The sequence below is a fragment of the Salinicoccus luteus DSM 17002 genome, assembly GCF_000712035.1.
In the GTDB taxonomy this organism is placed as follows: domain Bacteria; phylum Bacillota; class Bacilli; order Staphylococcales; family Salinicoccaceae; genus Salinicoccus; species Salinicoccus luteus.
Map to the genome: position 1 here is coordinate 220,045 of NZ_JONV01000009.1, position 17,299 is coordinate 237,343.

A 17,299-nucleotide genomic window follows, 5' to 3' on the forward strand; every position below is an offset into this window, starting at 1 on the left:
TGAACTGCATGGTGAAATTCGATCACATCATACATTTTGTCAACCAGCTGGATTCAGTCGGGACGGAAGGTGTGCTGCCGATCCATTCCGGTGGAAAACATGAACCTTTGGGCACTGCGAACCTGTTGTCCTATTTCGACCAGAGGTATGTGGAGTATTTGGCGATCGACGATGAAGAGAGGTTCAGGCGCCATCTGGAAGCGGCGGAGGATTCATTTGCCAAGACGATTGACCAGGTGCAGTACGAGGAAGGATTCATCCGTTGCGCGCTTGCCACTGAAGAGATACACCAGCTTGCCGACCGGTACAGGGCAAAAGGCTTCCGGACTGTCGGACCGGTGGATATGGAACGTACAACCAATGGGGAGACCATCCGGTGGAAACTGCTCTATATCCTGGATGATAAGGAGACCCTCCCCTTCTTCATCCAATGGGAGGAAGCGGAATCGGCACGCTTGGACCGGATCAGAAACTTAAGGGGAGGGTTTATTTCCCCGGAAATAAACATCCATCATGAAGTGAAGAACGGGAAGGTGTGGGAAGCCTTCTTTGACGTCATCGGTGTCTGGAAAGGCGAAGTGGATGCGCATACGACAATAACCATCGCAGAAAATGAAAAACCATCCATCACCCTGGAAGTGGCGATGGATGGTGAATCGGCAATTTACAAAGGTGCCGTCTATAAGTTTATATAGACGATGAGTCCAAGGTGCAGAAGTGCCGAAAGCGCTGTGATGATGCTGAGGATGGCAATCGACTTTGTGCCTCTTACAAGTATATATGCAATACTCAGCATGATAGTGATGACGCCGAGGATGATTCTGGCACTCATCAGGGCGATGAGATCCCCACTATCATATTGACCCAGTTGGAAAACGCTGACGATATTGATGATCAGAAGAAAGATTAGAATAGCTTGTCTCATGATAGGACCACCTTTCATGGAATATTATATCAGATTTTATTTGAATGGAGACCGTTATGCTTAAATTGTTGAACCTGACAGAAGACGAACACGATCAGTTTGTAGAAAGCCACCGCCATGGAGACCTGCTGCAGTTGACCGACTGGGCACAGTCGAAGCATCTGACTGGGTGGTACTCCAGGCGTTTTGCTGTGGGCAATGAAGCGGGGGAAACGCTCGGTGTCGCCCTTCTGCTGTTCAAGAAGGTGCCTAAACTCAGTCATACGCTATGCTATATATCCAGAGGCTTTGTCTGCGACTACCATGATCCGCTTCTTGTGGAATTCATGCTGAAGGAGGCATTGAACATAGCCAGGGATGAAAAGGCCTATGCAATAAAGATAGACCCGGACCTCCCACTTGAAACACATCAGGATACAATAGGATTTCTTGAATCAATCGGTTTCAGGCACCGTGGTCTCAAAGATGGCATGAGCAAGGATAATATACAGCCCAGACAGACGATGGTTGCTTCAATCGACAAGGATGACAAGGCACTGCTGCAGAGTTTTGAAAGGAACAATCGTACAAAGGTGCGCAATGCCATCCGTCGGGGCACCAGAGTCTATAGAGCGGAACGAGAAGATCTGCCAACTTTCGTCAGGCTCATGAAGGAGACGGGGCAGCGGGATGGATTCCTCACCCGGGACATCACCTATTTCGAATCCCTCTATGATAATTTGCACAGTAATGGCCATATGGAACTGTTCCTGGTGAAACTGATGCCTACAGAAGTCGCAGCTTCGCTGGAAGCGGACATGGAGAAGGTGGAGAAGGATCTGGAAAAAGCCATGAAGAAAAAGGATGGCAGCAAGAAGGAGAACCAGATCAACGACCTAAACAACCGAAAGGAAAAACTTCAGAAGCAGCAGCACGAGATTGAAGAAATCAAGAAAGAGCATCCCGAAGGCGTTATCCTTTCCGGTGCCCTGCTTGCCCAGTCTGGACACAAGGCATACTATCTCTATGGGGCCTCTTCCGATCAGTATCGTGAATACTTGCCGAACCATCATATGCAGTACGAAATGATGAAGTATGCCCGGGATAATGGAGCCAGAACATACGACTTTGGCGGTGTCAGTGTTGCTCCACCCGAAACATCCCCACATTTTGGCCTATGGCAGTTCAAGAAGGTATGGGGCACGGAAGTGAGCGAGAAAGTCGGAGAGTTCGACTATGTCATCCACCGTCCGCTCTATACGCTTGCTGAAGTCGGTGTGCCGATGTTCCAAAAGGGGAAAGTGAAATTGAATCAGACACTTAAAGCCTTGAAAGAGCGCCGTTGAACCACACGGCGCTCTTTCTTATAGAAAAAATTTATATGCAGCCTTTGAATTCCCTATATGAGAGCACCTTGTTAAAGAGGTCCTGCCATGATAGACTTGTATCCATTAATCCATAGTAATAAACTATGTTTTATGGGTCTATGATTATATGACAACTTACATACAGGGGGATTCTTATGAAGAAATGGATTTTACCGTTGGCATTCGTCCTGCTCTTGATTGCAGGGTGTGGAAATGAAGCAGAAAGTGGGAGTGTGGAAGAGACGGAAGGGGACAAGGTCATCAAAATCGGATCATCACCTGATGGCTATCCGCTCTCCTTCCAGGAAGATGGGGAAGTGAAGGGATTCAACGCAGATATCTACAACGCGATATTCGATGAACTGGACTATGAGATAGAATGGGTGATGACGGACTGGACAGGCGTGCTGGCCAATCTTGATACGGGAAATGTGGATACGGCCAGCAATTTTGCCATGACTCCGGAAAGGGCTGAAAAGTATACCTTCTCTGACCCCTACTATAATTCGAAGGCGGCGGTGGCGGTGGCCCAGGATAATGAAACCATCCAATCCGTTGATGATCTGAATGGGGCCGATGTAGGTACGATACTGGGTACGAACTTCCAGAATGTACTGAATGAGGAATACCCGGACCATGGGGGCGAGATCATCGACTATGAGAATAACGAAGTCGTCTATAATGATGTAATTGCCGGGAAGATTGATGCATATCTATTTGGACGGGAACAACTGCTGGCAATGATCAATGACCGTGATATAGCGCTCGACATAGCAGGGGAACCTTTTGGGGAACAGCCTGTCGCCCTGCCATTCAAGGACACCCCGGAGAATCAGCAGTTGATTTCGGATATCAACGAAGTAATTGCTGATTTGAGGAGCGATGGCACACTGGCTGAAATATCCGAAAAATGGTATGGCATGGATATATATGAAGAAGAGGCAGAATGATGCTTCCATAAGTAAAGCCAGCTTCCACATGGAAGCTGGCTTTACTTGTGCCTTGGCTATAGGAAATAGGGGCGGGTCAGAACGATCAGCAGTATGAAGATCAGGGACATGACCGACATGAGCAGCAGTGTTACCGACAGGGCAAAGTGGATATTGCGGTTTTCATAGAGGTTCGGCTCCGATTTGGCCGCCTTCCACCCTGCCAGAAGGGAGATGAGATTAAGCAGTGCCCATACATAAATGTTGAAGAAGATGACCCCATCATTGATTATATAGTTTATAAAAAACATGAATTGCATCAGTATGAGCAGAATAAGTATGACCCGTCTCATGGGTCCACCTCTCTTCCTAATTACAGTGTCAGCAGCATGATGATGAGCACGGCGGAAATCATAAGGGTAAATGCATGTATCATGAACAGGCGTGCGTGATCGCCTTTCGCTTCCTTGAAGCCGGTGATTTCAATTGATATGAACAGGCATATGGCAAGTGAAAAAATCAGCAGACCATCGGGACTGGGTGCATCAAGCGAGATCAGGGTCATCATAAGCATGAAGGCGATGCCCGCGATGACACGCAGTACATCGAGAATCCTGTTTCTGAGCAGCAATATGGTAATTGCACTGATGACGACATATATGAGCAGTATAAGAACGGCCAGAATCATGCGAGAGTCCTCCTTTTCCTGAAGTATTGGAAAATGAAGTATGTGGATAATACAGTCATTACCGCACCGAACCAGAATGGCAGCCCTGCAGTAAGAATGAACAGCAGGTTGAAGACGAGCGGGCCGAATATTCTGCCAAGACTATCGAGGGAATATGTAGCAGCTGTCATGCGTCCCATTTCGTCCTGGTGTGCTTCTTTAGTAATCTGGGAAGTGAGCAGTGTCTTGACGAGTGCATTCCCCGTCATAAGCAGGATGATGCACACTCCGGCAAAAACCAGACTGGACATGAAGGGCAGGAGGATGAAGGCGGCCAGTGTCATGATCTGCCCGGCAATCATTACCGGGTATTCCTGGCCATCTTTGAGACGGCCGATGAAGCCGCCCTGGACCGCGGCGTTGAATATTCCACCGATTACAAAGAGGATGCCCATCTGTGCAGGAGTGATGTCTATCCTATCGATGCCGAGCAGCTGGAAAGTGCTCTCCATGCCACTCATTGTCAGCATGACGAAGAATGTGCATATCAGAAGGATGCCGACAGGCTTCAGGAAATACTCGCTCGGCAAAGTGATGTCTTTTCCTGCGCTGACTCCCGGGCGGTATGTCTCCTCGATTTTAAATACGCTGAATATCAATGCGCCTGCAATGACGATGGTTGTCATGTAGTAGGCGAAGCTTAGGCTGATCTGGGCGAGCAGCCCGCCCACACCTGGCCCGAAAATGAAGCCAAGTCCAATGGACATGCCGATCAGCCCCATGAACCGTGTACGCTCTTCGCGCGTCGTCAGGTCCGCCACCATGCTGGTCGTTGCTGTATAGAGTGCCCCTGACGCAGCCCCTCCAATCAGGCGGGTCAGGTAGAGCACCCATAGCACATCGATGAACAATCCAAACAGTAGGAAGCTGAAGCTGAAGGCGAGCAGTCCGTACAGCAGGATCGGGCGACGGCCATGGCGGTCGCTCAGTTTGCCGAAATAGGGGGCGGCGGCAAAACTGGCAACGGAATATACGGCGAGTAGTCCTCCCATATGCAGGGTGGACACGCCGAGCTCGGTCACAAGTTCCGGTATGACCGGTATGATCATGCTGAAGCCAAAATATATGAGAAATTGTATGATCATAATGAATAAGATCATTTTTTTCATTGCGGGCACTTCCTATTGGTTATTTCTGATTCCTGATTTCCTTTTTTGTCTGTGCAATTTCTGTTTCTATCTGAGTGAGGCGGTCTTCCATTTTTGATGTGCGGTTGCCAGTGGATTCGAGCTTTTCCAGATCACCCTGGATGCGTACATACTCATTTTTGAGTTCCTTAAGTCTGTATTCCAGATCCATTACTTTCACCACCTTGAATTATAGTAGTATCATATCATAATGCAATCGATATTAGGGGAATCACTAATGACATTTTAAGGATGATTGAAGTAGAATGGAAGGGAATGGAGGGACATTGGATGCACACTTTTGAAATATATGAAGAATATTACGATTGGGCACCGCTTGAAGGGGATTCGGAAGCCCGGGTGCATTTGCTTACATACGGCGGGGAGGACCCGCCCAATATGTACCAGCCGCAGGAACCGCTGATTGCAAAATCCTACATTGATGATGTGAAGCGGACACGGCGGGAATACAAACGGCTGCTATGGATGGAGCTGAATAAGATCAATGGTGTGCCGAAGCCGGTGACATTATATGAAGAGGCCGGTGCCTATATGTTCTATTTGGCTCTTCCGGGCGTGGATGCCGAGAAGTTCCTACAGGGGCAGCCGCCTGAGGTCATCGTTTCCACACTGAAGCAGATTGGCAGATACTTGAGTTTTCTGCATAAGCAGAAGATTGAGGGATGTCCGTTCGTCTATTCTGAGGATGCCGTCCATACGGATCTGGTTTTCAGCCATGGGGACTTTAGACTCTCCAATGTAATAGTAAACGAAAATTACATTACAGGCAGTGTGGATATGATAGGAATTGGAGTAAGGGACCGGTATTTTGACCTTGCCGCCATGGCACTTGATATTGAGAGGGTCTTGGGTCGTGAATACTTGGAATACTTTTATGAGGGGTATCGGATCAAGGATCATGTCGATCAGAAAAAGATGAACCAGTTCATTCAGCTGGTGGAAGCATAAGAAAAGGCGTAACCACATTGGTTACGCCTTTTCTCATCAGTCGTCCGTTTCCACTATCTCGCCGTTCTCGGCGTTGATGGTCACATCAGAATCTCCATTATCACCATTTTTCATATCCACTTCATATTGCAGCTGTCCGTCATCCCTATCCAGGGTCCAGCCTTCCAGTTCACCATTGGTCTCATCCATGGCAGTCTGCACCGCTTCCTCTGCAGGCACGGCATCGCCATAGCTGAAGTGTTCGTCCGTATCGAAGTCATCATCGCTCTCCGTCTGCTCCTCTACTACGGAAAGGTCATCCACAGACAATTTCACCTCGTATTCTTCAGATTCACTCTCCATATCTACTTTGTATATCCATTGGTTATCCTCGTCATCGAGTTCGACTTCCACAAGTTCTCCATCGAAGTTTTCTGATGCAGCATCCACTGCCTCTTCGGCATCATGATTGATGTCTTCAGGGGCAATCGTATCACCGGTGCTGCCTGAAGATTGGCCACTGGATTCCTCGGTGGACTCCTCTGTTGATTCCTCGGTTGATTCCTCGGTTGATTCTTCAGCAGACTCCTCGGTTGAAGTGAATTCTTCGTTCTCTTCCACAACTTCGTCGACATCTGCTGAATCAGGATTTTCATCGGCACCGCCACACGCGGCCATTACGAGTGATGCAGACATCAGGACGCTTGCGAGCTTGTATCTATTCTCCATTTCGAATCCTCCTATTTTAAGTTAATCGTTTAAATTGATTATTTCAAAAATTGATTACTTCAAACCTTCCCTTCCATATGCCATTTCAAACGTGGAAGGTGTATTGGCAAACAATATTGCGTTTTTCTTCACAGAGGCGTAAACTAGTTTAAATAATAAGAGGTGAGGGGATGCCATGTGATAACGAATCTGACAAAGCGCTGGCTGTTCTATATCGTGGGACTGGTGATTCTGGCTCTCGGAATCTCATTGACAATAAAAGGAAGGCTCCTCGGACTCAGTTCATGGGATGTGCTGCATTATGGACTGTGGCAGACCTTTGGTCTGACAATAGGAAGCTGGGCAATCATTGCCGGAGCCACAATCGTCCTATTCACTGCTGTCATCACACGGCGCCTGCCGAAACTTGGCGTCTACATCAACATGGTGGCGGTGGGAGTTTTTATTGATATCTTCAACTGGCTCATTCCTGAGTTTGAAGGGTGGACACAGCATATCATCATCTTTACGGTGGGTCTGTTCGTCATGGCATTCGGTGTAGCATTCTACATAACGCCGAATCTTGGCGCGGGTCCACGGGATACCCTGATGCTGCTGCTTGTCGAAAAGTTTGGATTGAAAATTTCCATGGCAAGGAATATCATGGAGCTTGGTGCCGCTGTCGCCGGATATCTTCTGGGCGGCCCGGTGTTCATCGGGACGGCGATCATCATTATCGGTTTGGGGAAACTCATTGAAATGTGGCTCCCGCTCACCCGCCGGATGCTCGTCAATTTCCTGGGCGGCGAAGATAAGGAAATCATCAAGATTATATAGCTTTGAATAATTCAATCAAGGAATGGAGTAGGTTATGAAAAAGTTTTTTGGCTTTGAGGAACACGGTACCAATTATCGACGCGAAATAGTTGGAGGATTGACGACCTTCCTATCCATGGCATACATACTCGCTGTCAATCCTTCTGTTCTATCCCTCCAGGGTATCGAAGACATACCTGATTCTATGCGTATGGACATGAACGCCATATTTGTTGCGACTGCGCTCGCAGCTTTCATCGGCTGTCTGATTATGGGGATTTATGCCAGATACCCCATCGCCCTTGCCCCCGGAATGGGGCTGAATGCATTCTTCGCGTTCACTGTTGTGCTGACGATGGGAATTCCGTGGCAGACGGCGCTGACCGGAGTGCTGTTCTCCGGAGTGATATTTGCCCTTTTGACCATCAGCGGCCTGAGGGAATATGTCATCAATTCCATACCGATGGAAATGAAGATGGCAGTCAGTGCGGGAATCGGCTTCTTCATCACTTTCGTTGGGCTGCAGGGTGCTGGTATCATCGTCACAAATGATGCGACTCTTGTCGGTCTGGGCGCCCTTCATGATCCAAAGGTGCTGCTCGCCGTAGGAGGGCTTTTCATCACAGCCGTACTGATGGCAAGAAAAGTCCCGGGAGCTATCTTCTTCGGTATGATCATTACTGCAATCCTCGGCCTGCTTTTTGGTCTGGTGCCGCGGCCGGAAAGCTTCTTCGGATCGGTGCCGAGTATGGAGCCGACATTCGGGGCAGCCTTCGAGGCCTTCTCGGACCCGGCTGAAATATTCAACATCCAGTTCCTGATCGTTGTATTGACATTCCTGTTCGTCGACTTCTTCGATACAGCCGGAACGCTTGTGGGTGTCGCCAGCCAAGCGAACCTGATCAAGGATAATAAATTGCCAAGAGGCGGACGGGCACTGCTTTCCGACTCCATTGCGACGATAGCAGGGGCTATTTTTGGCACTTCGACCACCACCTCGTATGTGGAATCCACCGCCGGTGTTGCAGCAGGTGCCAGGACAGGCTTTGCAAGCGTCGTAACAGGCGTGCTGTTCCTGTCGGCCATCTTCCTGTCACCGCTCATCGTGACTTTCACCTCCGAGGTGACGGCTCCAGCACTGATCATCGTTGGAGCCCTGATGGTATCAAACCTGTCCAAAGTGAGGTGGGACCAGTTCGAAGTGGCGGTTCCGGCGTTTTTGACCATGTTCATGATGCCGCTGACCTACAGCATTGCGACAGGAATTGCAATCGGCTTCGTATTCTATCCGATTACAATGATTATGGCGGGGAGAAGAAAAGAGATCCATCCTATAATGTATGGACTCTTTATAGTCTTCATATTGTATTTCGTCTTCATGACGGAATAAAAAACATCTTGTAAATTGTAACTGAAAACTGTATAATAGGACACCGTATCGCAGGTCCAGCGGAAAAAAGTGAAAAAATCTTGGGTAATCTATTGATTTTTTCACTTTTTTCGTGTAATATATCTAACGTTGGACTGAAATGGATAGGTTACTGTCCATGTTAATAAAACTCACCGCCTTACATACAGGGGTGGACGTTTTTAATCGATGAAGCGAGAGGTTACTGACACGCCCGGCCGCTTTGCCATGGCAGCGTGCAAGAGAATTTTCGTGGAGAAGTCTATCAAACAATGATGACGACCAAAAGGAGGTTAAATAATGGCAAAACAAAAAATTCGTATTCGTTTGAAAGCGTACGATCACAGAGTATTGGATCAATCAGCAGAGAAAATTGTTGAAACAGCAAAGCGTTCTGGTGCGGATGTTTCCGGCCCGATCCCACTTCCAACTGAGAAGACTGTTTACACGATAATCCGCGCGGTACACAAGTACAAGGATTCCCGTGAACAATTTGAACAGCGTACGCACAAACGTCTTATCGACATTGTAAACCCTACACCGAAAACGGTAGATGCCCTCATGGGACTCAACCTGCCATCTGGTGTGGACATCGAAATCAAATTATAAATTATAGCAGGAGGTGCGACTTTCGATGACCAAAGGAATCTTAGGTAAAAAAGTGGGAATGACTCAAGTTTTCGGAGAAAACGGCGAACTCATCCCTGTAACAGTAGTAGAAGCAGCGGGCAACGTAGTGCTGCAGAAGAAGACGGAAGAAACTGATGGATACAGTGCAGTACAAATCGGTTTCGACGACAAGCGTGAGTTCTTTGAAGGTGCAAGAACAAACAAATATGCAAACAAGGCTGAAACCGGCCATGCCAAGGCATCCGGCAAAGCTCCTAAGCGCTTCGTACGCGAATTCAAAAATCTCGCAGCAGATGAATTCGAAGTCGGTCAAGAAGTCACTGTAGATACATTTGAAGCAGGCGACTTGGTGGACGTGACGGCAACATCCAAAGGTAAAGGTTTCCAGGGTGCAATCAAGCGTCACAACCAGAGCCGCGGACCTATGTCCCACGGTTCCCGTTACCACAGAAGACCTGGTTCAATGGGACAGGGTGCCGACCCATCCCGCGTATTCAAAGGCAAAGCATTGCCAGGACGCATGGGCGGAGAAACTGTCACATTGCAGAATCTTGAAATTGTAAAAGTGGATGCAGAACGCAACGTAATCCTTGTAAAAGGAAACGTTCCTGGCCCACGCAAAGGATATGTAAAAATCGCATCAGCAATTAAAAAAGGTGTTAAATAATAGCAATTTAGGAAGGGAGGATTTAACACATGGCAAGCGTAGATGTATTAACTAAAGAAGGAAGCAAAGTTAATTCTATAGAACTTAACCAGGATATATTTGGCATCGAGCCAAACCAGCATGTGCTTTTTGAAGCAGTGAACCTGCAGCGCGCGTCACTGCGCCGTGGCACTCACTCAGTCAAAAACCGTTCCGCAGTCAGCGGTGGTGGCAAAAAACCATTCAGACAAAAAGGAACAGGTAATGCACGTCAAGGTACAATCCGTGCACCTCACTATCGTGGAGGTGGAGTGGTATTCGGCCCTACGCCAAGAAGCTACTCCTACAAAATGCCTAGAAAAATGCGCCGTCTGGCTCTTCGCTCAGCGCTATCCGCAAAAGTCAACGAAGAAGCGTTGACAGTAGTGGACAACCTGGCGCTCGACACTCCGAAGACAAAAGATTTCATGGCGATCCTTGAAAATCTGAATGCAGACAAAAAGGTTCTTCTCGTACTCGAGAACGAAGATGTAAACGTTGAACTTTCATCTCGCAACCTGCAAGGAGTCACAGTACTGACGCTGGAAGAGCTCAACGTACTCGACATCCTTTCTGCAAACCGTGTTATTTTCACTGAAGGCGCAATCAATAAAGCAGAGGAGGTGCTTCTGTAATGGATGCACGCGATATCATTAAACGCCCGGTAATCACTGAGCGTTCTGCTGACTTGATGTCCATTGATAAATACACTTTTGATGTGGATGTAAAAGCAAACAAAACACAAGTTAAATATGCAGTTGAAGAGATCTTTGACGTAAAAGTCGACAAAGTGAACATAATGAACTATAAGCCGAAGAAAAAACGTATGGGACGTTACAGCGGCTATACTAGAAAAAGAAGAAAAGCAATCGTAACACTTAAAGAAGGCTCTATCGAAATATTCTAAGGAGCACTTACCAATAAGGAGGTAAAACGAGATGGCGATTAAAAAATATAAGCCGACCACAAACGCTCGTCGTAATATGACTGGTTCCGACTTCTCAGAAATCACATCAACGACACCAGAACGGTCATTATTACAGCCGCTTCCGAAAAAAGCGGGACGTAACAACCAGGGCAGGATCACTGTTCGTCATAAAGGTGGCGGACACAAGCGTCAATACAGGGTCATCGACTTCAAACGCATCAAAGATGGTGTGCCTGCTCGCGTGACGCAGATTGAATATGATCCAAACCGTTCAGCAAACATCGCTCTTGTTGTTTATGAAGACGGAGTGAAAAGCTACATCCTTGCACCTAAAGGTGTAACAGTAGGACATGAAATCATGAGTGGCCCAGATGCGGATATCAAAGTGGGTAACGCTATGGCACTTACTGATATTCCTGTAGGTACAACAATCCACAATATCGAATTGAAACCAGGCAGAGGCGGCCAGCTGGTAAGATCAGCAGGTGCGCGTGCGCAGGTGCTCGGTAAGGAAGGTAAATATGTTCTTGTCAGACTTCGTTCTGGCGAAGTGCGCATGATCCTTGCGACTTGCCGTGCAACTATCGGAGCAGTTGGTAACGAACAGCACGAACTCATCAACATCGGTAAAGCAGGCCGTTCCAGATGGAAGAGGCAGCGCCCTACAGTTCGTGGTTCTGTCATGAACCCTAACGATCACCCACACGGTGGTGGTGAAGGCCGTGCGCCAATCGGACGTCCATCACCAATGTCTCCTTGGGGTAAACCAACCCTCGGTAAGAAGACACGTAGAGGTAAGAACCGTTCTGATAAGCTCATCGTAAGAGGACGCAAGAAGAAGAAATAAATGAAACCAAAGTGTGCGGATGCTACATCCGCACGCATTATTGGAAGGAGGCGCCAAAATGGCTCGCAGTCTTAAAAAAGGACCTTTTGTTGACGATCACCTCATGAAGAAGGTAGAAAAGCTCAACGAAGATAACAAAAAAAGTGTAATCAAAACTTGGTCACGTCGTTCCACAATCTTCCCTAATTTCATCGGTCATACAATCGCTGTATATGATGGACGCAAGCATGTGCCGGTCTATGTTACAGAAGATATGGTCGGTCATAAACTTGGAGAATTTGCTCCAACAAGAACGTTTAAAGGCCACGGAAACGACGACAAGAAAACAAGACGATAAGGGATAAGACGGAATAAAGGAGGAACGAAAGATGCAAGCGAAAGCAGTCGCAAAAACAGTTAGAATTGCTCCTCGTAAAGCGAGAATGGTTCTCGACCTCATTCGCGGTAAAGAAGTCGGAGAAGCGATCGCAATTCTTAAACTTACAAACAAAAGAACTTCGCCAGTAGTTGAAAAGTTGATCAAATCAGCTGTAGCCAATGCTGAACATAACTATGACATGGATATCGACAGCCTATATATCTCTGAAGCGTATGCTAACGAAGGCCCGACATTGAAACGTTTCCGTCCACGTGCACAAGGCCGTGCGACAAAGATCAACAAACGTACAAGCCATATCACTATTGTAGTTTCAGAACCGGCAGAAGAAGAGGTTCAGGAAACTGAAGAAACAAAAGTAGAAGAGAACGCATAAAATCACAAGGAGGGAATTAATTTGGGTCAGAAGATAAATCCTATTGGGCTTCGTACAGGCATCATCCGTGATTGGGAGGCGAAATGGTACGCAGAGAAAGACTTTGCAGACCTGCTGCACGAAGACCTTAAAGTTCGTGAATATATCGAAAACAATCTTAAAGACGCAGCTGTTTCAAAAGTTGAAATAGAGCGCGCGGCCAACCGTGTGAACATCGCGCTTCACACTGGCAAACCAGGTATGGTAATTGGTAAAGGCGGTAGCGAAATCGACAAGCTCCGTACAGCCCTGACAAACCTGACAGGCAAAAAAATCCACATCAATGTCGTAGAAGTGAAAAAAGTCGACATGGACGCAAAACTTGTTGCTGAAAACATTGCACGTCAACTTGAAAACCGTGTATCTTTCCGTAGAGCACAAAAACAAGTACTGCAAAGAGCGATGAGAGCTGGAGCTAAAGGTATTAAAACTCAAGTTTCAGGCCGTCTCGGTGGCGCAGATATCGCACGTTCTGAAGGATACAGCGAAGGAACAGTTCCACTGCATACTCTTCGTGCAGACATAGACTATGCACATGAAGAAGCAGATACAACATACGGTAAACTCGGTGTTAAAGTATGGATCTACCGTGGAGAAGTTCTTCCTGTCAAGAATGACAAAAAGTAAAGGAGGAAATTAACAATGCTATTACCTAAAAGAGTAAAATACCGCCGTCAACACCGTCCGGATACAAAGGGACGCGCTAAAGGCGGAACTGAAGTGAGTTTCGGCGAATACGGCCTGCAGGCGACAACAACTGCCTGGGTTACATCCAGACAGATTGAAGCAGCGCGTATCGCCATGACACGTTATATGAAGCGTGGCGGTAAAGTATGGATCAACATCTTCCCGCACACACCATATACTAAAAAGCCATTGGAAGTACGTATGGGTTCAGGTAAAGGTGCTGTAGAAGGCTGGATGGCTGTAGTAAAACCTGGCCGTGTAATGTTTGAAGTTGCAGGTGTCCCGGAAGAGGTTGCTAGAGAAGCGCTTCGTCTTGCGAGCCACAAACTTCCAGTAAAGACTAAAATCGTTAAACGTGAAGAATTAGGTGGTGATACGAATGAAAGCTAATGAAATCCGTGATCTGACAACATCTGAAATTGAAAACAACGTCAAAGAACTTAAGGAAGAACTCTTCAACCTACGCTTTCAGCTAGCTACTGGTCAGCTAGAGAACACTGCTCGTATCAAAGAGGTTAGAAAAACTATCGCAAGAATGAAAACAACTATCCGCGAGAGAGAGCTCAGCGAAGCAAAAGCAAACCAATAATATCAGAGGGAGGCTCATATAGTGGAAGGTAAAAACGAACGTAAAGTTTACCAGGGTCGCGTAGTATCCGACAAGATGGATAAGACGATTACAGTGGTTGTCGAAACACAGAAAAGACACCCGATCATTGGCAAACGTGTCAAATACTCTAAAAAATATAAAGCGCATGATGAAAACAATACTGCAAAGATGGGCGATATCGTAAGAATCGAAGAAACACGTCCATTGTCTGCAACTAAACGTTTCCGCCTCGTGGAAATTGTTGAAGAATCAGTTATCATCTAAACAATTGAAGATAAAGGAGGTCTATTCGCATGATCCAACAGGAATCCCGCTTAAAAGTGGCAGATAACTCAGGTGCACGTGAAGTGCTGACTATTAAAGTCTTGGGTGGAACAGGCCGCAAGACAGCAAATATTGGCGACGTCATTGTTGCAACCGTAAAAAATGCAACACCTGGTGGCGTTGTTAAAAAAGGTGAAGTAGTAAGAGCTGTTATAGTTAGAACTAAATCCGGTGTACGCCGTGAAGATGGTTCATACATCAGATTTGATGAGAACGCATGCGTAATCATCCGTGATGATAAAGGCCCAAGAGGTACTCGTATCTTTGGACCAGTAGCACGTGAACTCCGTGAAGGCAACTTCATGAAGATCGTTTCACTTGCACCAGAAGTACTTTAATCCACATTTAAACAAGGAGGTGCGATTCCCATGCACGTAAGATCTGGAGACAAAGTCGTTGTAATCAGCGGTAAAGATAAAGGTAAAGAGGGCACTGTGCTCAAAGCAATCCCTGCCAAAGACCGCGTAGTCGTTGAAGGTGTCAACATGATGAAGAAACATCTCAAACCTTCACAGATGAACCCTGAAGGCGGCATCCTCGAAACAGAGGCGGCTATCCACGTATCCAACGTAATGCACGTTGACCCTGAATCAGGAGAACGCACTCGCATCCGTCATGAAATCAAAGAAGACGGAACTAAAGTGAGAGTTGCTGTAAAATCAGGAAAAGAAATTCCGACTGTAAAATACGAAAAAAATTAATTAGCAATGGAAGGAGGTCCATACAGTGGCACGTTTAAAAGAAAGATACAATGAAGAAATCAAAAATGAACTTGTTAATAAATTCAACTACTCTTCCGTCATGGAAGTGCCTAGGATCGAGAAGATCGTAGTAAACATGGGTGTTGGGGACGCAGTTCAAAACGCTAAAGTTCTCGATACTGCAGTAGAAGAATTAGAAGCAATTACAGGTCAGAAGCCGGTAATTACAAAAGCTAAGAAATCTATCGCGACATTCAGACTTCGTGAAGGTATGCCGATTGGAGCCAAAGTTACTCTTCGTGGGGAAAGAATGTACGATTTCCTGGACAAACTGGTTTCAGTATCCCTCCCACGCGTAAGAGACTTCAGAGGTATTTCCAAAAAGGCGTTTGATGGACGCGGCAACTACACACTTGGTGTAAAAGAGCAGCTCATCTTCCCTGAGATCGACTATGACAAAGTATCCAAGGTCAGAGGTATGGATATCGTTGTTGTAACTACAGCGAACACAGACGAAGAAGCACGCGAGCTACTCACTCAGTTCGGAATGCCATTTCAAAAGTAAGCTATAAGGAGGCGAAATTGTGGCTAAAAAATCAATGATTGCTAAACAGCAAAAGAAACAAAAATTCAAAGTTAGAGAATATACACGCTGCGAACGTTGCGGAAGACCACATTCAGTTATTCGCAAATTCAAGCTCTGCCGTATATGTTTCCGTGAACTTGCTTACAAAGGTCAGATTCCTGGCGTTAAAAAAGCAAGCTGGTAATCGCCATAAATTGAAAGGAGGCAATTAGTAATGACAATCTCAGATCCAATTGCAGATATGCTGACGCGCATTAGGAATGCGAATATCGTGAGGCATGAAACACTGGAGATTCCTGCATCCAACATCAAAAAGGAAATTGCAGAGATTCTCAAATCAGAAGGTTTTGTAAAAAATGTAGAATATATCGAAGACGATAAGCAAGGCGTCATCCGTGTATTCCTTAAATATGGTAGCAAGAACGAAAGAGTCATCACTGGATTGAAACGTATCTCCAAGCCTGGTCTTAGAGTGTACGCACGAAGAGAAGAGCTGCCAAAGGTCCTTAATGGTCTAGGTATTGCACTGATCTCTACATCTGAAGGTGTGCTTACTGACAGAGAAGCACGCAAAAGAAATATCGGCGGGGAAGTTCTCGCATACGTTTGGTAATGAATTAACAGGAGGTGCAAATAAATGAGCCGTGTAGGTAAACGTATTATTGAAATACCAAGTGATGTTACAGTTGATATTAATGGTTCCACAGTTACAGTCAAAGGACCTAAAGGTGAACTGGTAAACACGTTTAACGAAGAAATGACTTATGAATTGGAAGACAATACGCTTCAGGTTGTAAGACCAAGTGATTCCAAGGATCATCGCACAAACCATGGTACAACACGTGCATTGATCAACAACATGGTTGTCGGAGTATCCCAAGGGTTCTCCAGAGAGCTTGAGCTTGTTGGTGTCGGTTACCGTGCGCAGATGCAAGGTAAGAAATTGGTACTCAATGTTGGGCTTTCTCACCCGGTTGAATTCGAACCTTCCGAGGACCTTTCCATCTCAGTGGATGGCAATACGAACGTAAAAGTTGAAGGTATCAACAAGGAAAGTGTTGGAGCACTTGCTTCCAAAATCCGTTCCGTACGTCCACCTGAACCTTACAAAGGAAAAGGTATCCGTTACAAAGGCGAACAAGTCCGCCGTAAAGAAGGAAAAACTGGTAAATAATTAATTAAAGTGAGGAGTGAACTCAATGATCGCTAAGATTGATAAAAATAAAGTGCGTCAAAAAAGGCATCAGCGCGTGCGCAGCAGACTTTCTGGCACATCAGAAAGACCACGTCTAAATGTCTATCGCTCTAATAAGCATATCTATGCTCAAGTGATTGATGACAGTCAACAGACGACATTGGCAAGTGCTTCTACACAAGATGCTGATTTCAACAAAGAAATTGGATCCAATGTAGACGCAGCTGCTGAAGTAGGTACACTGATAGCAAAACGTGCTAAAGACAAAGGTATTGAAAGCGTAGTATTCGACCGCGGTGGTTATCTATACCACGGACGTGTGAAAGCACTCGCAGAAGCTGCACGTGAAAACGGTCTGCAATTCTAATCGAAGGAGGGAAT

At 46.4% G+C, this 17,299-nt stretch carries 30 protein-coding genes; 24 read left to right on the top strand and 6 right to left on the bottom strand.

The genetic code is table 11. The features are described from left to right. The first annotated feature begins 8 nt into the window (after positions 1 to 8). Positions 9 to 695: a VOC family protein gene (locus BO53_RS0107615; protein ID WP_031547028.1), complete on the top strand. Its 687-nt coding sequence runs from the start codon at positions 9 to 11 to the stop codon at positions 693 to 695. Here the strand turns inward: BO53_RS0107615 and BO53_RS0107620 are convergent. Continuing rightward, positions 680 to 925, bottom strand: a complete 246-nt coding sequence (locus tag BO53_RS0107620; protein WP_031547029.1) for a hypothetical protein — start codon at positions 923 to 925, stop codon at positions 680 to 682. The genes BO53_RS0107615 and BO53_RS0107620 overlap by 16 nt on opposite strands. Positions 926 to 981: 56 nt before the next feature. On the opposite strand from BO53_RS0107620, the gene BO53_RS0107625 reads away from it, so the two are divergent. Next, the gene (locus tag BO53_RS0107625) at positions 982 to 2,250 is read left to right on the top strand and encodes a lipid II:glycine glycyltransferase FemX (protein WP_031547030.1); all 1,269 of its coding nucleotides are present in this window, start codon (positions 982 to 984) and stop codon (positions 2,248 to 2,250) included. A 176-nt stretch (positions 2,251 to 2,426) separates the two neighbouring features. Beyond that, entirely contained in the window at positions 2,427 to 3,221 is a 795-nt protein-coding gene (locus tag BO53_RS0107630) for a transporter substrate-binding domain-containing protein (RefSeq protein ID WP_031547031.1), read from the top strand. A 56-nt stretch (positions 3,222 to 3,277) separates the two neighbouring features. Here BO53_RS0107630 and BO53_RS0107635 read toward each other — a convergent pair whose 3' ends face one another. From BO53_RS0107635 to BO53_RS14060, 4 genes are read right to left on the bottom strand one after another with little or no spacing between them, the layout of a single operon-like run. Then, entirely contained in the window at positions 3,278 to 3,553 is a 276-nt protein-coding gene (locus tag BO53_RS0107635) for a hypothetical protein (RefSeq protein WP_031547033.1), read from the bottom strand. 20 nt (positions 3,554 to 3,573) lie between these two features. Continuing rightward, positions 3,574 to 3,888 (bottom strand): membrane stabilizing protein MspA, encoded by a 315-nt coding sequence (mspA, locus tag BO53_RS0107640; protein ID WP_031547034.1) that lies wholly within the window; start codon positions 3,886 to 3,888, stop codon positions 3,574 to 3,576. Then, positions 3,885 to 5,036 (bottom strand): MFS transporter, encoded by a 1,152-nt coding sequence (locus tag BO53_RS0107645; RefSeq protein ID WP_031547035.1) that lies wholly within the window; start codon positions 5,034 to 5,036, stop codon positions 3,885 to 3,887. Before BO53_RS0107645 ends, mspA begins: the two co-directional genes overlap by 4 nt. Positions 5,037 to 5,055: 19 nt before the next feature. Continuing rightward, a complete protein-coding gene (locus BO53_RS14060) occupies positions 5,056 to 5,226 on the bottom strand; it encodes an SE1832 family protein (RefSeq protein WP_169738741.1) in 171 nt (56 codons plus the stop codon). Between the two features lie 119 nt (positions 5,227 to 5,345). Here BO53_RS14060 and BO53_RS0107655 point away from each other — a divergent pair, with 119 nt between their 5' ends. After that, a complete protein-coding gene (locus tag BO53_RS0107655; RefSeq protein WP_031547037.1) occupies positions 5,346 to 6,023 on the top strand; it encodes an aminoglycoside phosphotransferase APH(3') in 678 nt (225 codons plus the stop codon). A gap of 36 nt (positions 6,024 to 6,059) precedes the next feature. On the opposite strand, the gene BO53_RS0107660 is transcribed toward BO53_RS0107655, so the two are convergent. Next, positions 6,060 to 6,731 (bottom strand): PepSY domain-containing protein, encoded by a 672-nt coding sequence (locus BO53_RS0107660; protein ID WP_031547039.1) that lies wholly within the window; start codon positions 6,729 to 6,731, stop codon positions 6,060 to 6,062. 177 nt (positions 6,732 to 6,908) lie between these two features. On the opposite strand from BO53_RS0107660, the gene BO53_RS0107665 reads away from it, so the two are divergent. The 20 genes from BO53_RS0107665 to rplR all read left to right on the top strand — a co-directional run bounded on the left by BO53_RS0107665 (position 6,909) and on the right by rplR (position 17,285). Further along, positions 6,909 to 7,547 carry a YczE/YyaS/YitT family protein gene (locus BO53_RS0107665; RefSeq protein WP_156956117.1) on the top strand — a complete coding sequence of 213 codons (639 nt, stop codon included), beginning with the start codon at positions 6,909 to 6,911 and terminating at the stop codon, positions 7,545 to 7,547. 34 nt (positions 7,548 to 7,581) lie between these two features. Next, positions 7,582 to 8,916 (top strand): NCS2 family permease, encoded by a 1,335-nt coding sequence (locus BO53_RS0107670; RefSeq protein WP_031547041.1) that lies wholly within the window; start codon positions 7,582 to 7,584, stop codon positions 8,914 to 8,916. A 318-nt stretch (positions 8,917 to 9,234) separates the two neighbouring features. Then, a complete protein-coding gene (gene rpsJ / locus BO53_RS0107675; protein ID WP_031547042.1) occupies positions 9,235 to 9,543 on the top strand; it encodes a 30S ribosomal protein S10 in 309 nt (102 codons plus the stop codon). 25 nt (positions 9,544 to 9,568) lie between these two features. After that, the gene (rplC, locus tag BO53_RS0107680; protein WP_031547043.1) at positions 9,569 to 10,231 is read left to right on the top strand and encodes a 50S ribosomal protein L3; all 663 of its coding nucleotides are present in this window, start codon (positions 9,569 to 9,571) and stop codon (positions 10,229 to 10,231) included. 29 nt (positions 10,232 to 10,260) lie between these two features. Next, entirely contained in the window at positions 10,261 to 10,884 is a 624-nt protein-coding gene (gene rplD / locus BO53_RS0107685; protein ID WP_031547044.1) for a 50S ribosomal protein L4, read from the top strand. After that, a complete protein-coding gene (gene rplW, locus BO53_RS0107690; RefSeq protein ID WP_031547045.1) occupies positions 10,884 to 11,156 on the top strand; it encodes a 50S ribosomal protein L23 in 273 nt (90 codons plus the stop codon). Before rplD ends, rplW begins: the two co-directional genes overlap by 1 nt. A 31-nt stretch (positions 11,157 to 11,187) precedes the next feature. Beyond that, the gene (gene rplB, locus BO53_RS0107695; protein ID WP_031547046.1) at positions 11,188 to 12,024 is read left to right on the top strand and encodes a 50S ribosomal protein L2; all 837 of its coding nucleotides are present in this window, start codon (positions 11,188 to 11,190) and stop codon (positions 12,022 to 12,024) included. A 58-nt stretch (positions 12,025 to 12,082) separates the two neighbouring features. Further along, complete coding sequence (gene rpsS / locus BO53_RS0107700) at positions 12,083 to 12,361, top strand: 30S ribosomal protein S19 (protein WP_031547047.1); 279 nt, start codon at positions 12,083 to 12,085, stop codon at positions 12,359 to 12,361. A 31-nt stretch (positions 12,362 to 12,392) separates the two neighbouring features. Beyond that, the gene (rplV, locus tag BO53_RS0107705) at positions 12,393 to 12,776 is read left to right on the top strand and encodes a 50S ribosomal protein L22 (protein ID WP_031547048.1); all 384 of its coding nucleotides are present in this window, start codon (positions 12,393 to 12,395) and stop codon (positions 12,774 to 12,776) included. Positions 12,777 to 12,797: 21 nt separating this feature from the next. Then, positions 12,798 to 13,442: a 30S ribosomal protein S3 gene (gene rpsC, locus BO53_RS0107710; RefSeq protein WP_031547049.1), complete on the top strand. Its 645-nt coding sequence runs from the start codon at positions 12,798 to 12,800 to the stop codon at positions 13,440 to 13,442. Between the two features lie 15 nt (positions 13,443 to 13,457). After that, positions 13,458 to 13,892, top strand: coding sequence for a 50S ribosomal protein L16 (rplP, locus tag BO53_RS0107715; protein ID WP_031547050.1), 435 nt, complete (start codon positions 13,458 to 13,460; stop codon positions 13,890 to 13,892). Continuing rightward, a complete protein-coding gene (rpmC, locus tag BO53_RS0107720) occupies positions 13,882 to 14,091 on the top strand; it encodes a 50S ribosomal protein L29 (protein WP_031547052.1) in 210 nt (69 codons plus the stop codon). Before rplP ends, rpmC begins: the two co-directional genes overlap by 11 nt. A 21-nt stretch (positions 14,092 to 14,112) precedes the next feature. After that, complete coding sequence (gene rpsQ, locus BO53_RS0107725; RefSeq protein WP_094907277.1) at positions 14,113 to 14,376, top strand: 30S ribosomal protein S17; 264 nt, start codon at positions 14,113 to 14,115, stop codon at positions 14,374 to 14,376. Positions 14,377 to 14,405: 29 nt separating this feature from the next. Continuing rightward, entirely contained in the window at positions 14,406 to 14,774 is a 369-nt protein-coding gene (rplN, locus tag BO53_RS0107730; RefSeq protein ID WP_031547056.1) for a 50S ribosomal protein L14, read from the top strand. A 30-nt stretch (positions 14,775 to 14,804) separates the two neighbouring features. After that, entirely contained in the window at positions 14,805 to 15,137 is a 333-nt protein-coding gene (gene rplX, locus BO53_RS0107735; protein WP_031547057.1) for a 50S ribosomal protein L24, read from the top strand. A gap of 25 nt (positions 15,138 to 15,162) precedes the next feature. Next, complete coding sequence (gene rplE, locus BO53_RS0107740) at positions 15,163 to 15,702, top strand: 50S ribosomal protein L5 (RefSeq protein ID WP_031547058.1); 540 nt, start codon at positions 15,163 to 15,165, stop codon at positions 15,700 to 15,702. Between the two features lie 19 nt (positions 15,703 to 15,721). Further along, a complete protein-coding gene (locus BO53_RS0107745; protein ID WP_084184968.1) occupies positions 15,722 to 15,907 on the top strand; it encodes a type Z 30S ribosomal protein S14 in 186 nt (61 codons plus the stop codon). A 30-nt stretch (positions 15,908 to 15,937) separates the two neighbouring features. Then, the gene (rpsH, locus tag BO53_RS0107750; RefSeq protein WP_031547063.1) at positions 15,938 to 16,336 is read left to right on the top strand and encodes a 30S ribosomal protein S8; all 399 of its coding nucleotides are present in this window, start codon (positions 15,938 to 15,940) and stop codon (positions 16,334 to 16,336) included. A 24-nt stretch (positions 16,337 to 16,360) separates the two neighbouring features. Continuing rightward, positions 16,361 to 16,897, top strand: a complete 537-nt coding sequence (rplF, locus tag BO53_RS0107755) for a 50S ribosomal protein L6 (RefSeq protein ID WP_031547064.1) — start codon at positions 16,361 to 16,363, stop codon at positions 16,895 to 16,897. Positions 16,898 to 16,922: 25 nt separating this feature from the next. Next, positions 16,923 to 17,285 (top strand): 50S ribosomal protein L18, encoded by a 363-nt coding sequence (rplR, locus tag BO53_RS0107760; protein ID WP_031547066.1) that lies wholly within the window; start codon positions 16,923 to 16,925, stop codon positions 17,283 to 17,285. The last annotated feature ends 14 nt before the right edge of the window (positions 17,286 to 17,299 follow it).